Here is a 15,908-nt window from a genome sequence, read left to right on the forward strand (position 1 = left end):
CACAGGAGCTTTTAGCTCAGGTGGCTGAGGTAGAGAAAAAGCCGGCGAAGAAGCGTATCAGTATTCGTCAGCTTCGGGAGGGCATGGGGAGATAGCTGAGAGGAGCACGCTATGGCTGGCGGCAAAATCGATATTCTGGTTGAACCAGATGTGAAGGGCTTTGGCCCAAAGATGGAGGCGGGGCTGCGCCCTGCGCTCGGCGTTGCCGGCAAACTTGGCGGTGCACTAGGACTCGCTTTTGCAGGTGCTGGTATTGCTGGGCTCGGTAAGGAGATCATCGACGTTGGTAATACCTATCGCACGGAGATGAACTCCCTGCAAGCGGTCACGCAGGCATCTGGTGCGGCAATGGAGGCTGCTGCTGCCAAGGCGCGTGCCCTCGGCAATGACATGGATTTGCCGGCGACATCTGCTGGTGATGCTGCTGCTGCGATGACGGAACTGGCTAAAGGCGGTTTCACCCTCCAAGAGTCGATGGAGGCTGCGAAGGGTACGCTTCAGTTGGCTGCAGCTGCTCAAATTGATGCAGCCTCCGCCGCGACTATCCAATCGCAGGCTCTTCAGGCATTCGGACTGACAGCAGACTATGCCTCAACAGCGGCAGATGTTCTATCAGGTGCCGCGAATGCGTCTTCTGCTGAGATCACCGGAATCGCCCATGGCCTGCAGCAGGCAGGAACGGTTGCCCATCAATTCGGTGTTTCGATGGAAGACACGGCGACGACGTTGGCGGTCTTTGCGAATGCGGGCATCCAAGGCTCTGATGCCGGTACGCTGATGAAATCGGCGTTGCTGGCGTTGACTGATCAAGGCAAACCTGCGCAAGCGGCCATCGAAGAGCTGGGATTGACGGTCTATGATGCTCACGGAAAATTCGTGGGAATGTCTGACCTTTTTGACCAGCTCAATCTCGCTGCGTCACGAATGACAGATGAGCAATACCAAGCCGCAACAGCAACCCTTTTCGGATCAGACGCTATGCGTCTTGCAGGCATTGCAGCGCAGCAGGGCGCTGAGGGATTCAACCGCACTCGCTCAGCGGTGACTAGGGCCGGCCAAGCAGCAGAACTAGCTGCCGCGCAAACCCAAGGTCTGCCAGGTGCAATCGAAATGGTCGGTAACGCGTGGGAGGAAACTGCCCTTGGTATCTACACCTCGATCGAAGGACCTTTAACTAGCGGCCTGAAAGGCCTAGCCGAAGGGATCACAGGACTTGCCCCCACAATTGCTGATTTCTCAGCAACCGCTGTAGGAGCTTTCGCAGATCTAGCAGGATCAGCAGCAGCACTAGGAGGAGCGTTTACCCAGCTCCCATCCGAGGTCCAGCACCTCGGTCTAGCACTCGGTGGACTAGCCATCGCCAAGCACACCGGAGCCATTGGTGCATTCAGCTCAAAAGTTAAATCCGCCAAAAGCGGAATTGCTGGATTCCGAACTGACATCGCCTCAACACGAGGGGCATTTCAGGAACTCGGCGGCTCGATTTCAAAAACATCAGCAGCAATGCTCGTCCTTGGTGAGCGTGTCCCTGCCATCGGCAAAATGGGGGATGCTTATCATGGGGCATCATCCAAGCTGAAAACCGTTGCAGCAGCACACCGCGAAGCAGCCACAGCAGCACGCGCCCAGTGGATCGCAGAAAAAGACCTCTTCACCGCCGTTGATCGTCTGGGTGCATCAATGGGGCATGGGGCTGCAGCCAAGGCAGCGTCTTTCGCAGGAACAATGAAGGGAAGCGTGGCCGCCGCAATTTCTGGGGTGAAGTCCGCCGCAGGTGGCCTCATCAGCATGCTTGGTGGCCCCTGGGGTGCGGCGTTTCTTGCGGCTGGCTGGGCAGTCGGTGAAGTATCTAGCGAGCTAGCAAAAGCCCGAAAACAGCAAGAACTCCTCAGAGAAGCAACACTTCGCACCGCCGACTCTCAACGAGAGATGGCAACAGCGATCGTCTCAGGGGACACCGCTGGTGCGATCAAATCCATGACAACCGCCCTCGATGAATTCATCGAAAGACAACAACAGCTTGCCGAAACGAAACCGGGCAAAATTAGCGGAGTTATGAGCACACTATGGGAAGCAGCCAAAAACGGCGGCGACATAGTAAGCAGTGCTGGAAAAACAGCCGGTAACACGGTAATCGCAGAAAACGCCGAACGAGTATCCGAAGCATTTAAAAAAGTCGGCATTTCCTCTACCGAAATGTCAACAGCCATCTCAGGCAGCGACGAAAAATTCTCAGCACTCATCAACCGCTTCGACCAAACCACCGAAGGCGGCCGCACCGCAGTCGCACAACTCAAACACCAACGCACCGAATGGCAACGCATCAACGAGGAAACAAAAAACCTCGCGCCGGGAGCGTTGGAGGTATCAGACGCATTCTCGAAGATTGCAGAATCGTCGACATCAGCTGCGGATAAAGTTAAAGCCCTTAACGCCGTGCTCGACCATATGTTTGGGCAAGAGCAGTCGAAAGATGACGCTGCAGCAGCCCTTGCTGAGCATATCGACAAGGTCAGCGATGCTGCCGCTAATGCAGTGGATTCAGCCGATGGATTTGGCAACGCTCTGCTGAAAGCAGATGGGAAGCTCGATCTCACTCAGAAGAATGCGCGTGGCTTGCGGCAAGAACTTATTGGCTTCCGCGACGAGCTGGCGAATGTAGCTGCCACAGGCGGGGATATGACCGAGGCATGGTCCCAGACACAGGGTGCGCTGGATCAGCTCGCAGAAAAGTATGGGCTAACTTCTGAGCAGGTGCAGGATCTTGCTGCATCGATGGGGCTTGTGCCGTCGGTTATTGAAACGGCGGTCAATATCGAAGCGGATCCGGCAAAGGCGGATCTGGCCACGGTATGGGCGCAGGCTGACCAATTGCGTGAAAAACTTGGCCAGCCAGTAGAAATGCGTGTTGCAGATGTAGAGAAGGCGATTAATGATCTCTCTGCGCTGGGTCTGAAAGTTGATGTCATCAACGCACAGACTGGCCAGATTAAGGTGACTGCTGATACTGAGCAGGCGCTGCAGAATCTCGATATGGTGGTGACGTCAACTGCCAGCGTTGATCAGCTTCAAGCTGGTGTGAAGATTGATATTGATGATCAGAAGTTCCGGCTTGGCGCGGAAGATGTGAAGACTCTGACATCTGAGCTCGACGGGCTAGAGGTATCAGCTTCTGCTCAACTAAAGATTGATGATCTTATCGCAGGTAAGGAAACGTCGGTGGAAGAGCTGCGTGCTCTATCTGCAGAAGTGGCTGACCCGAAAGCGAAGATGGTCATTGATCAGCTCATCGCAGATAAAACAGCAGCGTTGGGTCATCTCAATGAGGTCGCTCAGCAAAACCCGACTCCGAAAATCGGAGCTAATACAAGTGAACTGAAGTCAAGAGTCGGGGAAGCGATGAATCTCATCAATCAGATCCCACTCGTGAGAACGATAACGCTGAAAGCAATCAAAGCGGGCAGCTGGCTTACTGGACATGCTGACGGCGGTATTGCTGGTTTTGCAACTGGCGGACGACTTCCGGTTTATGGTCCAGGTACTGATCGTGTAGATGGAATTCTTGGGGTCGGGTCTGATGGGATGCCGGTCGCTCGCGTTGATGCTGGCGAATGGGTGATCAATCGTAGGTCGTCTGAGAAATATCACGATGTTTTGGCTCAAATCAACGCTGGTACTTTTCCTGTTTTTGCCACTGGTGGTGTGATCAAATCAGCAGATGAGATCAAACGTGGAATCGCATTCATGGATAGCACCCGCTACAAAATGGGCGGATGGGATGAAGGGGGTGTTGACTGTTCTGGCGGTGTCTCCGGAACGGTAAATGTCGGCATGGGGCTCGATTTTTTCGATTCCCGTATGTCAACAGTTACTGAAGGGAAATGGCTCGATGCGAAGGGAGCATTGCCGGGCCGAGGCGGCCTAGGTGACATCACGATCGGTTGGTGGGATCAAGGCGGTGGAGCTTCCGGACATACTGCACTGCAGTTGCAGGATGGAACCTTCGTCGAATCAGGCGGTAACACCGGCGGTGGTTTCACCGTCGGCAAGACTGCAGGCCCGCTAGAAGGAAGAGGTTTTACCGATTGGCGTCATTTCAAAGGCAATGGGGAAGTCAGTGAATCAGATCGAACAAGCACCATTGGATCGAGCAGTCGTGGTGATGCTAACTGGGGATCTGCACATGAGTTGCATTCTCTGGCTGAAAGGTATGTGGGTCTTTATGACCAGGGAGGCTACCTCCCGCATGGTGGACTGGCTCTAAATCTCTCAGGAAAGCCTGAGCCGGTTTTTACTGCGGGGCAGTGGTCAAAAATGGACCAGCTTCTCGGCCTGATGGGCAAGGTAGTGCAGCAAGGCAGCGGAGGGTTAGGATTCCTCTCTCATTCTCAGCTTGTCATTGATGCGGAGAAAGGGCTTGCTGAAACTCGAAAGAGTATCGCAGAGGAAACGGTGGATCTTCGGAAGAAGGAAGAAGCCGTCGCCGACGTGAGAAAGGGGCTGACAAAGGCCGAGAAGGATTTCAATGATCTGCGTGATAAATCGACGGATGCTGCAAAGCGGCTAGAGGCAGCTGAACGGACTGTCGTCGCGGCACGATTTAAGGCAGCTGCGGACATGGTCACAGGTGTGAGTGAGGCGCTACAGGCTGGTATTGGTCACATCCAGAAGTATTTTTCTGTGATGGGAGACCTCGCGGAGATGGTCGAGAAGACCCGCCAAGAAGTCTCAAAGCTGCAGATGCAGCAGACAACGAATCGCCTGCAGTTGATTAAGTCGGTACAAGATCTCCAGGTAAAAGAGTGGGATCTGTACAGAGCTCGTGCTGTGGGCGCGGTGTCTGTCGCGCAGGCTGAGGCGGAGTTGGACAAGGCGCGTCGTCAGCAGGCGAAGCTAGGGGCAACGTCGATCGAGGCGATGAGCGGTGCGATGGACAGATTCCGACGCACGGGAATCTTTTCGATTGAGGAAGTCACAGCGTCTGTGATTGAGAATTCCTCTGCTGTCAGGGCCGCGCAGTGGCAAGTCGAGGCTGCCAGAGCACAGGCGGCGATTGATGAGCTGGAGGCTACACATGCACAGGCGGAAGCTCAGCTGCAGGTGGCTGAGGCGACATTGGCGCAGAATGCTGCAGCAGAAATGCTCAGGCTTAATACTGCTGCTCTCACTGAGCAGGCACGTGAGCTTTATGGAATGACGGCGAATCAGGCGCGCGGTGCTGCAGCCGGGTTTGGTGGTATTGGGCGCGTCGTCGGTGGGTTAGGAAAAGTTCTTGGTGGAATTCTCAGTGGCCTTGCTGGATTTGCTGTTGGCGGCCCCGTCGGTGCTTTAGCTGGTGCAGGGATGGCCGTGGGCGGTATTTCTGATATTGCTCGTGGCAGCATCGATATCAGAAACAACAAGGGTGAACTCTCTGACGCGTGGAAGGGCATGTCGGTCGGCGACAGGGTGGCCCTTATTGCAGGGTCTGCAGGTGGCGCTGCTCTGTCGATTGGTGGTGGTGCTCTAGCCGGCCAACTTGGCCCTGACGCTGCTGTCGGTGGAGCGAAGCTCGCTGATCAGTGGATGGATGCGACAATTGGTTCGATGGCCTATAGCGTCGAATCAAAGATCGCGGCCATGCAGCGTCGCCAAGCGGACAAACAATCTGCTTTATCCACTGCGATTGAGGCGCAAAAGCTCCAGCTAGAGGCGAAAAAGCTCTCTGCTCAAACAGAGCATGCCGCAAAGGCAGATGCGCTGAAAGCACAGCTGGATTACGCGCAACTACAGAAACAGCTCGCAGAGGCGTCGACGAAGCGGGAAGCGGAAGCTCTCGCTAAGGCTGCAGAGGTTGCAGCGCAGCGTCGTGAAGCAATGCTGGTTTTGGCTCAGCGTCAAACCGCGCAGCAAGACGAGACGAACAGACAACTTGCGTTGCTTGTGGAGGCCCAGCGGGCAGCTGCGAAAAAAGCGGGGATTAATACTAGCCCAGTGGAATTCACGTTGCCGGAAGGTGATGCATTCACCCGAGGGCAGACAGAGGCGATGCTGCGTGAGGTCAGAGATGAGTATGAGCGGCGCATTGCAGCTTTGACTCAGGTTGATGCGAATCGTTTTGTTGACTCCAAGATTGGATAGAAAGGGAAAAGTCTCCTATGAATGGGATTACCAGAATCTCGTATATGTCTCCTTGGGGAATTCAGTTCGATTTGTCGGAATCTGAGTGGACTGCCGGCCTGAGATATGCAGGCCTTTCAGGGATGAAGTCGAAGGTTCAGGCAAAGACCCTGCAGGCAATTGGCCAGTCGGGGCAGATCACAGAGTCGACGCAGATTCAGGCAATGGAGGGCGCTATTACCCTTGCGCTCGCAGGGGAAAATGGCGGGCCGGTTGATGCGGTTTACCGGCAGATCTGCGCAGCATTTTCTCAAACCCTCGTCGGGACGCTGTCTGTGGAGACGAGTCTTCACGGCACGATCTACACCCAGGTAAAAGCGGCAGCGCCAATACCTGCTCCTAAATCTGACCTGCTCGGCGAGCAGGTGGTTGATTCAGTGGAGATCAGTCTCATCTCAGATGAGGGAGTGTGGTGGACAGAATGGGTGCATGGAGAAGGAACCGTGCTTGTCACCAATGATGGTGAAGTTTCAATCCCCATCCGGATCAGGTGGAAGGGGAAAGGCGGGGCGGTCACCTTGCCATCGGGAGCGGTGTTTGATCTGCCACCAGTGTCTGACTGGAGAACACTCATCTTGGATTCTGAGGAATCCTGCGTCGTGATTAAAGATGACGGGCTCCCAGACTACGAGATTTGGCCAGCAAAGATCGCTGTGACTCCAGAGCTAGTCCCGCCGAATCAAACACGAACATTCATCCTCCCAGCAGGCGCATCCGCCATGTGGAGAATCGCACTGACAGACCCATGGAAGGTGATCTAATTGGCATTCGACTGGAAAAACCACAAGAAGCACCGCGACCAGGTGATCGCAGACCACGGCCAATGGCTGGGTCTACTGGATGAAAACGCCACCCCAATGATGGACCTTCCACCGGTCATGGAAATGAGAATGCCGGAAGCAACCAACGATCCAGCTTCTGGCATGGTGAAACTGCGAGTCCAATCTGCAAGTGGGATTGTACATCCGGTTATTCATCAGCTCATTGCTGATGGCCTCGGAAAAACCGACGAGGTAGGGCGGCTTGTCCCACTGAGTGAGGCGACACGATTTATTGCAATCGAACGCGCCGGGATTAGAAGTGTCTTTCGTGTAGAGTTTGCCGTGGCCGAGGGTGGCGCTGGTGCCCCGTCAACGCTGGAAGTTCATGGCACGGACATGCTGAAGACCTTGGCGCGGTTTCCTGCGATGTCAGGACCGACGACATGGACAGGGAAATGGACAAAGTTCACGAGGGATTGGGCCGGACCTGAGAACGTCGGGGTGAAGTTTGAGAAACCTCGGGATCTGCAAGACATCAAAATGGTCACAGTCGCAGATGGTGCAACTGAACAAGGGGCAGCAGAACCACTGATCAGGAAGATCATTTCAGATTCACTGGCCGCTACGTGGCGTGCCATCGGCCAAAAGGAACTCATAGCGGATCCACCCGTGCAGGTAGATCCCAATCCAAGCGGGCGAAAATCAAAGAACATCTTGATACGCCCAACCGATCGTTCGATTTGGGAGGAACTGGCACCGCTGGCCGCTGCGGCAGGAGTCAGTATCTCCGCTGCAATGTGGTGGCCAACAGATGCTCCTATTAGCGGGCTAAACCTGAAAAGCCCCACGATCGTTATCAAAGTAGAACAACGTGAAAAGGCGGTGACTCATGGGTAAGCCTTTGCTCGTAGCAGACGGTGGAACAATGACCGTCGGACGTCGACAAGCAACCTACGTTTACGGCTCATTTGAGGTTCGGCTTCCAGAGGGGAAAGAACAGGCAGATGTTGAAAAGCGGCTACAAAACGGGTACATCTACCGCCCAGATAAGCCTGCGCGAGGCAGATTCGACGTAGCATTCGTCAGAGCTGATGCCACAGTAGACCTGACTGCTCAAACCTCGGATCTCGAAACACAAATAGAAGCAGCACAGCGTCGCACCGAAGGCGACATCTTCTTCGAACGAGACATCACAGACTCAGGAACCGGAAGATACAGACCAGGTATCGACATCAAACACGGAGACATCGTCGACGTGCTGATCTGGGGTCGGATCCTGCCACTTCCAATCACACGGTGGGAGATGATCTCCGATGACACCACTTCAGTGGGGTGGCGATGGCACGTAGGCGGCGCAATGATCGAAGACGCCGAAGCACTAAGAAACCATAATGACCAGCTACTGCAGCAAATAGCACAGGAAAAACGCCAGATGGCTAAATCAATCGGCGCGGTGTCTCTACGCGCAGAGGCGGCTGGCGCGGCTGCCGCTACAGCCGATGACAAAGCAGTAGTCGCGCAGGAAACCGCTGATGATGCACTGGCGAAATGGCGGCAGCAAAAAGACCAACTGGACAAAGTCCAGTCAGATCTGATTGAAAAAAATACACAGTGGAACCGAATCCAAGATCGCAGTCTGCAAGAGCTAGAAGCTCAGCAAACAGCAATGAAAAGATACGTGGAACTGTGCAAACCCGGCACAGCGACTGCCGAAACATGGGACCCAGTATGGGCAGGACCAGTACGAATTACCTACCCATCAGGAAACAAAATCCAGCTCTACCTAGGACCATCCAGCTACATCGTAGGAGCATCAGTACTAGGCGTAGCACGAGTCAGTGCCCTCAGCAGCTATTCATTCTCATTCACAGCTGAAATTAAAGCCGGCGAGACAATAAACCCCCGAGTCGGCGGATTTGAGGCGTTTCATCAGGTCTCTGTCACGGTGCATCCCATCGTCGATTTCGCAGCAATTTTGTCCGAAGAACGCAGAAAGAGAGGACTACACCAATAATGCCAAAGCTAAAAGGCTCGCTAAAAAACATCACAGACAAACCAAGCACCATCCGAGAAGTCCTACTCCGCGCCACACACACCCGCACCAATGGGAAAACCATCACCACCTCCGAACCCGTACGCGTAAAAGTCTCCGAATCAGGCGACTTCACAGAAACACTCGCGCCGGGAGCTGCGGTGCTAGTACTCGTCGGTGCGGATTTTATGGCCCGTGAGTCATTACCTCTGCTGGTTGCTGAGGGGATGACCACAATCGCGGAGGCGATGGAAGCGGCTAAGGATTTCACCCCTGATGTGCACGACCGCCTTGCTGAACTAGCAGATGAGGTAGCGCGTGGTATAAAAGCCACGGATGATAGCGCCTCAGCTGCGAGTACTGATCGTGGACGTGCAGAAACTGCTGCGCAAACCGCAAAGGCGTCTCAGGTAGCTGCTGCGTCATCGGAGAAGCAAGCATTATCAGCATGGGAACAGATGAAAGCCCGCCTTCTGGAATGGGAGCCCCGGGCACAGCAGCTGGAGAAATGGCAGCCACAGTACGAGTGGTTAAAAGAACACGCGGAGAAGTCTTTCGCAGTGGTGCAGGAGAAGATCACGCAGGCTACTGATGCGCTCATTGCGCAGGTGCGTGGTGACGCGGAGTCTGCGAAGCGTGACGCGGCTACTGCTGGGCAACACTCACTCAAGGCGCAGGCAGCTGCTAAATCCGTGGAGTCGGCGGCGCAAAGCGCTGTGGATACTGCGGTGAAAAAACTCCTCGATGGTGCGCCTCAAGCCTACGACACGCTGAAAGAGGTCGCGGACGAGCTCTCGGCTCAGAAGAGCGCGGCGGCGGCGTTAATGAGGCAAATTTCCGAGAAAGCCCAAGATTCTGATCTTGCGGCGCTACGCCTACGGGTGGAATCACTAGCGATCTCGGGGGTGTCTGGGTTATCGCAGGCGCTCGCGGGGAAAGCGAACGTGTACCACCAGCATAGGGTGCGTGACATTACCGATTTGGATTCTGCGATGAGCAGCAAGGCTGATAAAAAACATACGCATTCGACTAGGGAGGTGGTGGATTTTACTGCTGCCGCTGGGCGTGTCGTGGCGTCGGCTATCGGTGATCGGATGGGCAGCCTGCGGATCAAAACGGGTACTGGTAGTGACCCTAATACGATTTATTTTGAGGTGTAGGAATGCCAAGAATCAGTGATATTAAAAGAGTGTGGGTGGGCGATAAGCGGGTGAAACGGATCTGGTACGAAGGGAAAATAATCTGGCCGACGTATTCTGAGCTGATTAGGGGGTTTGAAGGCCCCGTGTGTGAACTTAAGAAGAACCTTTCTAGTGGGAGTGTTTTAGTCCCCGCTAGCCCCTATGGGGTGGGGGCGCCTTATAATATTACGGAGGCGTGGTGGAACGATGCTGGTATTTGGGCGATTTTAGAGGTTGGTGGGGACGTCACTTTGAAGCAGGGGGCACGGGAGGTTTTTAAAATTTCGCGTGATTCCACCGGCTATGAGGTCACCTCAGTATCGGAGAAGGGCGTTTTTTGCTGGCTCGTGTGGACTCCACAAAACGGGTATGGTCTACGCCACAATATCGAAAGACTGGTACGGGTATAAAATCTGGATCGAAATTATCCACCCCGGTAATAAAAAAAAAATGGACCCGCGCAGCAGTCCAACGGCGGCGGGTTCACAAAAGGTGAGACCGCTTTTACCCAAGGTGCTGTCAATGTCGAGTATCGTGGATGCCATTTCTACGCATTTCGTGTGGGCAATTGGGGATGGCCAGGGATTTATCGCAGGATTATTGCTTTGAGAATAATGCGTCTGTGAGTACGGTGCAGGTAACAGGGCATTGGCGTGCGGAGCCGGAGTACCCTACTGCCAATATGGATGTTTATATCATCAGTGGGGGGGGGGCAGGGTGGTGCGGGAGGTACCAGCGAGAATAGCGGCAGCTCGGGTAGTGATGGTGCTTTCCTTAAGCTCCCAAGCGGGGTGAGCAGTGGTTATCTCACGGTGGGGTCCGGCGGTGCTGGTGGCGACTGGAGTACTCATTGGAACCTTCGCAAAGGTAAGACGGGGAGCCTACGACCCTTGACGGGTATTCATCCCCGATTGAGGGGAGTACACGGTTACCCTATCGCGGCGATATTGGCGTGGGGGGCGGCGCTGGAGACGTAAGGGAACGCGGCTACCAGGGGAAACCGGGTGGGCTCGTCGTCATATTTTCTTGGGAGATACCAAAGTAAATATTGTGCCCCCTTTAGTGGGGGCTATTGCATAGAAAAGGAGGGAATAAATGAAAGACTGGGCACAAGTACTACCCGACAACGTCCGTTTGCTGGCCAAGCACTACACGCCTGGCCGTGGTGGTCGGAACATCAAGCACGTCACCATCCATCACATGGCCATGATCGGCGGCATCAACGAATGCTGGAACGTCTGGCAGTCCAGGCCAGCGAGTGGGCATTATGCCGTTGGCCCTGATGGATCAGTTGGCCAGCTTGTTTGGGATCGAGACACCGCTTGGGGAAATGCCAATCTCATTTCCAACCAGGAAACAATCATCATTGAGCATTCCAACAGTGGCGGCCCATCCCAAGACTGGCCAATCGGAGAACAAACCCTGGAAGCTGGTGCGCACCTAGTTGCAGCCCTTTGCCGGTTCTATAACCTAGGCCGGCCCGTATCGGGCAGGAATGTGAGATTCCACCACATTGAAAGTGGTGGGCTTACATCTTGCCCGTATCACCTGCGGCCAGGGCACAGGTACCACGATCACTACATTGCGCGGGCGCAGTTCTGGTACGACCACATGACGAAGCCCGCATCACCATCACACATTGAGGAGAATATTTTCATGGCACTATCATCTGACGAGCAGCGCGAATTACTCGCGAAAACCCGAGACATCTGGAACGCTTTGCGCGCTCCTGAGCCTTCCCGGGTGGAGGGGTCCATATATGAGGCTCCACTAACGGAGTACATTATGCAAACAGACCGAAAGGTCGAAGAGCTACATGTTGCTTATGCAGGTCAAGCATCTGCGGTTCAGAAAGCTCTCGATGCGCTTGCCGAGGAATCAGCGAAGCATGATCCAGCAGAAGAGGTGCATGATCATGCTTAGTAAGGAGTTTTGGAAAGATTTGGCCGAGCGTGCGATCAAGACTTTTGCGCAGGCACTGCTTGCTGTGCTGGCTGTCGGGGTGCCGATATGGGAGCTGGACTGGTCAGGTGCTTTTGGCATTGCTGCTACGGCCACAGTGATGAGTGTTTTGACATCGATTGCCTCGATCAGTGTCGGTACTCAGGGGACTGCTAGTGTGGTGTCGTCTCCTGCGCGCCACCGTAAGGAGTAGTGCTGATGCCTATTGAGCATTTGCCTCCTCGTGTCCAGCCGACTGCCCGCCGTGTGCGGGCTTTTTTGATGACTGATTCCACTGCTTTGCTGCTGCTGGCTGTGGTGCAGTTGGCGGTGGGGTTGTATTATCTGCCTGGTGTTTTGGGTGATCCTTTGCGGTGGCAGCGGCCTGTGGAGTCGATCATGCCGATTATTGTCTGGGCATGGGTCCATCTTGGGGTCGGTGGGCTATGCGCCGTTGCTGCGTTTACGGATCGCTGGCGGGTTGACGTGATTGCGTTGGCGGTAGCTACGGGGCTCAACATTTCTTGGGCCTTCGGGCTGTTGGCGGGAGCCGCGGAGACCGGGCAGTCGATATTGTGGCTTGTAGGGACTCTCATTTTTTCTCTGACTGGTGCAATTATGTGGGCTGTGTGGCGCGGTAAACGTGGGGACATTCCGATCATGGAGGATAGGGGTGAGTTATGAGTGCGATTGCTGTTGTAATAGGTGCTGTAGGCTCACTGATTACTGCGATAGGGTCTCTGTGGATTGGCTACATGAAGGCACGATCTGATGTCCAGGCGGCTAAGGGGTCACGTATGGACAAGCTGGAAGAGCGTATAGACAAAGTTCAAGCTGACTATGAGAATGAGCGGCGTCTTCGTGAAGAAGAGCGTGACAAACGCGTTGAAGCTGAGACCACTGTTCACCGGCTGCGGTTGGTGACTATCACGCTGATCGATCATGTGGAGGCGATGCAAAAGTGGATGATGGGTGGGGCTAAGCCGCCACCGCCAACGACTCCGGATCTGACTGAAGCAAAAGCTCTTATATAAAAGAATCTCCCTACTAGTGTAACCGCTAGTAGGACACTTCTTGTTATATGGCTAGTGATTTCATTGTCGCGGTCGCGCATGCCCGCATGTAGTGCAGACTTCGTCTCCTGTTTTTGATCCTAGATAGGTCTCTTTGAGGAAACGCGGGAAACTTATTATTTATTGAGGCACGTAGGAATGGGCTCAATCAGTGGTGATGCTCGAAAGCCGAACATATACCGAACGAGCGATCTTTTTCCACTGGTCAGAGGTATAAAGAATCTGACTACGGATCAGAAGGTTGGGGGTTCGAATCCCTCCGGGCGCACAAGTAAAACCCCAGCTCACAGGATATGTGGGCTGGGGTTTCTTCGTGTTTGTCGCGTGCTGGCGCCCAATTTCCCGCCCGCCCCGCCCATTTTCCGCCTCTTCGAACTCAAGAACACGAAAACCGCAGGACGCGATTTTTTCGCCGAAATGCCGACCTTGGGTTTTCGAAGTCTTGAACTCAAGTTCTTGGATTCGTGTTCTTGGATTCGAGCTGGTGCACGCCCCACCCCGCACTCCAACATTGCGGGTGGGTAAACGTCGGCTTATGTCACCGATCCTTCCCGTTTATGGGGTATCCGTGGGCGAATCTTTGCGCGCAAAGTGCCTAGTAATCGCCTTTTTGGTGATGGTGGTCGCATTCATAAAGGGGTAGTCGTCGGCAATGATCGCACGTTTCGGGGGTGATGGTTGTATTTTGTTCGTGTAGGCGAACTTTAGAAGTTTGCGCGCCCCTCTTTTTTTCTATTGAAGGATTTCTTTTGTGAGTACACCGATTACACATGAGTCTTCGTCTCATGCTCTTGCTGAGGATGCAGAGGTCCATGGGAAGAATGAGAACCGCCGGCAGTTTACGGGTTTGTTCGCTGGTTTGATTCTTGCCGTTTTGATTTATTTGGTGTTCCCTGAGTCGTCTGTGGACATGGTTCAGGGTGTGGATCCGGATGGGGAGTATAGCTATAACGCGTTGCGTATTACTGCTGCTATTGCGGTGTTGATGGGTGTGTGGTGGATGACGGAGGCTATTCCGTTGGCTGCGACGGCGTTGGTGCCGTTGGTGGCGTTTCCTGTTCTTCAGGTGATTCCGTTTGCGAAGATTTCTGCGCCGTATGCGTCGCCGACGATTTTCCTTTTTATGGGTGGCTTTATTTTGGCGTTGGGTATGCAGCGTTGGAATTTGCATCGTCGGTTGGCGTTGAGTGTGGTGCTGTTGGTTGGTACGAAGCCTAAGCAGTTGATTGCTGGGTTTATGCTGGCTACGGGCTTTTTGTCGATGTGGGTGTCTAATACTGCGACGGCTGTTGTGATGCTTCCGATTGGTATTTCAGTGTTGCAGTTGACTGCTGAGTCGGTGGGCGGCATGAAGGCGCAGAAGAAGTTTGCTACTGCGTTGATGTTGGCGATTGCGTATTCGGCGTCGATTGGTTCTTTGGGCACGATTATTGGTACGCCTCCGAATGCGTTGATGGTGGCGTATATGGCGGAGAACCATGACATCCATATTGGTTTTGGTACGTGGATGCTGGTTGGTGTGCCGTTGGCGATTGTTTATATGGCGATTGCTTGGTTGGTGCTGGTGTCTGTGTTTAAGCCTGAGGTGGATTCGATTCCTGGTGGTCGCGAAATGATTAAGGCGGAGTTGACCAAGATGGGGTCGATGAAGTTTGGCGAGGCTGCTACTGCGGTGATTTTTACGGGTGCGGCGTTGTCGTGGGTGTTTGTTCCGTTGCTTATCGACGTTTTCCAGTGGAAGATTGAGATTGCGGATGCGGCGATTGGTCTGATTGCTTCGATGCTGCTGTTTATGATCCCTGCGGATCGTAAGACTGGTGTGCGTTTGATGGATTGGAAGACCGCGAATGAGTTGCCGTGGGATGTGCTGTTGCTGTTCGGCGGCGGTTTGGCATTGTCTAAGATGTTCTCTGATTCTGGTTTGTCGTTGTGGATTGGTGAGATTGCCAAGGGTCTGGGTTCGCTGCCGCTGATTCTGTTGATCGCTGCGATTGCGGCGCTGGTTTTGCTGCTCACGGAGTTCACGTCGAATACTGCGACGGCTGCGACGTTCCTGCCGATCATGGCCGGTGTGGCTGTGGGTATCGGTCTGAACGCTAATGGTGACCAGAACATCTTGTTGCTGACCATCCCAGTGGCGCTGTCGGCTACCTGTGCGTTCATGCTGCCGGTTGCGACGCCTCCGAATGCGATCGCTTACGGCTCCGGCCACGTGCGCATTGGCGACATGGTCAAGGGCGGCGTGTGGCTCAACTTGATCGGTGTGGTGCTCGTAACCCTTGCGACATACTTCCTTGCCATTCCAGTATTCAACATCGTCCTCTAGTGCGCTGACCTCACGATTTGCCAGTTCTTGTTGTGGCAGTGTATTGTTCTAACACGTTGCACCGCAACAACAAGCTGCGCCCGTAGCTCAACGGATAGAGCATCTGACTACGGATCAGAAGGTTGGGGGTTCGAATCCCTCCGGGCGCACAACCAAAACCCCAGCTCACAGAATGTGTGGGCTGGGGTTTCTTGTGTTTTTTCTGCGTGCTGGCGCCCCTTTTCCGCCCGCCCCTTTTCCGCCTGCCCATTTTCCGCCTCCTCGAACTCAAGAACACGAAAACCGCAGGACGCGAAAATCTCCTGAAAGTGCCGACCTTGGGTTTTCGTGTTCTTGAGTTCGAGTTCGCGGATTTTGGAGGCTAATCGGGTACGGGATGAGGCGCCCCGCTGACAACACTATCGGTGGGAGAACTGAAGATAAGACCCAAAGTGA

At 54.2% G+C, this 15,908-nt stretch carries 10 protein-coding genes and 2 tRNA genes; all 12 read left to right on the forward strand.

Features of this window, described 5'->3' with window-relative positions:
• Positions 1–111: 111 nt before the first annotated feature.
• The 12 genes from CIP100161_RS01095 (at position 112) to CIP100161_RS01160 (ending at position 15,622) form a co-directional block, all read left to right on the forward strand.
• Positions 112–6,120, forward strand: coding sequence for a phage tail tape measure protein (locus CIP100161_RS01095; RefSeq protein ID WP_155871249.1), 6,009 nt, complete (start codon positions 112–114; stop codon positions 6,118–6,120).
• Between the two features lie 44 nt (positions 6,121–6,164).
• Complete coding sequence (locus CIP100161_RS01100) at positions 6,165–6,920, forward strand: hypothetical protein (protein ID WP_232053036.1); 756 nt, start codon at positions 6,165–6,167, stop codon at positions 6,918–6,920.
• Positions 6,921–7,817, forward strand: coding sequence for a hypothetical protein (locus tag CIP100161_RS01105; RefSeq protein ID WP_155871251.1), 897 nt, complete (start codon positions 6,921–6,923; stop codon positions 7,815–7,817).
• On the forward strand, positions 7,810–8,934 hold the full coding sequence (locus CIP100161_RS01110) for a hypothetical protein (RefSeq protein ID WP_166443133.1): 1,125 nt from the start codon (positions 7,810–7,812) through the stop codon (positions 8,932–8,934). The genes CIP100161_RS01105 and CIP100161_RS01110 overlap by 8 nt, the downstream gene beginning before the upstream one ends.
• Positions 8,934–10,112 (forward strand): hypothetical protein, encoded by a 1,179-nt coding sequence (locus tag CIP100161_RS01115; RefSeq protein WP_155871252.1) that lies wholly within the window; start codon positions 8,934–8,936, stop codon positions 10,110–10,112. Before CIP100161_RS01110 ends, CIP100161_RS01115 begins: the two co-directional genes overlap by 1 nt.
• A gap of 1,116 nt (positions 10,113–11,228) precedes the next feature.
• Positions 11,229–12,056 carry a peptidoglycan recognition protein family protein gene (locus CIP100161_RS01130; protein WP_155871255.1) on the forward strand — a complete coding sequence of 276 codons (828 nt, stop codon included), beginning with the start codon at positions 11,229–11,231 and terminating at the stop codon, positions 12,054–12,056.
• A complete protein-coding gene (locus tag CIP100161_RS01135; protein ID WP_155871256.1) occupies positions 12,049–12,288 on the forward strand; it encodes a holin in 240 nt (79 codons plus the stop codon). Before CIP100161_RS01130 ends, CIP100161_RS01135 begins: the two co-directional genes overlap by 8 nt.
• Positions 12,289–12,293: 5 nt before the next feature.
• On the forward strand, positions 12,294–12,758 hold the full coding sequence (locus CIP100161_RS01140) for a hypothetical protein (protein ID WP_155871257.1): 465 nt from the start codon (positions 12,294–12,296) through the stop codon (positions 12,756–12,758).
• The gene (locus CIP100161_RS01145; protein ID WP_155871258.1) at positions 12,755–13,108 is read left to right on the forward strand and encodes a hypothetical protein; all 354 of its coding nucleotides are present in this window, start codon (positions 12,755–12,757) and stop codon (positions 13,106–13,108) included. The genes CIP100161_RS01140 and CIP100161_RS01145 overlap by 4 nt, the downstream gene beginning before the upstream one ends.
• 226 nt (positions 13,109–13,334) lie before the next feature.
• A tRNA-Arg gene (locus CIP100161_RS01150) sits at positions 13,335–13,415 on the forward strand.
• Between the two features lie 483 nt (positions 13,416–13,898).
• The gene (locus CIP100161_RS01155) at positions 13,899–15,473 is read left to right on the forward strand and encodes an SLC13 family permease (RefSeq protein ID WP_155871259.1); all 1,575 of its coding nucleotides are present in this window, start codon (positions 13,899–13,901) and stop codon (positions 15,471–15,473) included.
• 76 nt (positions 15,474–15,549) lie between these two features.
• Positions 15,550–15,622, forward strand: a tRNA-Arg gene (locus tag CIP100161_RS01160).
• The last annotated feature ends 286 nt before the right edge of the window (positions 15,623–15,908 follow it).

The organism is Corynebacterium rouxii, assembly GCF_902702935.1.
Taxonomy (GTDB): Bacteria; Actinomycetota; Actinomycetes; order Mycobacteriales; family Mycobacteriaceae; genus Corynebacterium; species Corynebacterium rouxii.

What these genes read in the sequence shown, in the direction of transcription:
- CIP100161_RS01115 (WP_155871252.1), top strand. Translation starts at nt 8,934, where the DNA reads ATGCCAAAGCTAAAAGGCTCGCTAAAAAACATCACAGACAAACCAAGC.
- CIP100161_RS01130 (WP_155871255.1), top strand. Translation starts at nt 11,229, where the DNA reads ATGAAAGACTGGGCACAAGTACTACCCGACAACGTCCGTTTGCTGGCC.
- CIP100161_RS01135 (WP_155871256.1), top strand. Translation starts at nt 12,049, where the DNA reads ATGCTTAGTAAGGAGTTTTGGAAAGATTTGGCCGAGCGTGCGATCAAG.
- CIP100161_RS01145 (WP_155871258.1), top strand. Translation starts at nt 12,755, where the DNA reads ATGAGTGCGATTGCTGTTGTAATAGGTGCTGTAGGCTCACTGATTACT.
- CIP100161_RS01095 (WP_155871249.1), top strand. Translation starts at nt 112, where the DNA reads ATGGCTGGCGGCAAAATCGATATTCTGGTTGAACCAGATGTGAAGGGC.
- CIP100161_RS01110 (WP_166443133.1), top strand. Translation starts at nt 7,810, where the DNA reads ATGGGTAAGCCTTTGCTCGTAGCAGACGGTGGAACAATGACCGTCGGA.
- CIP100161_RS01140 (WP_155871257.1), top strand. Translation starts at nt 12,294, where the DNA reads ATGCCTATTGAGCATTTGCCTCCTCGTGTCCAGCCGACTGCCCGCCGT.
- CIP100161_RS01100 (WP_232053036.1), top strand. Translation starts at nt 6,165, where the DNA reads ATGTCTCCTTGGGGAATTCAGTTCGATTTGTCGGAATCTGAGTGGACT.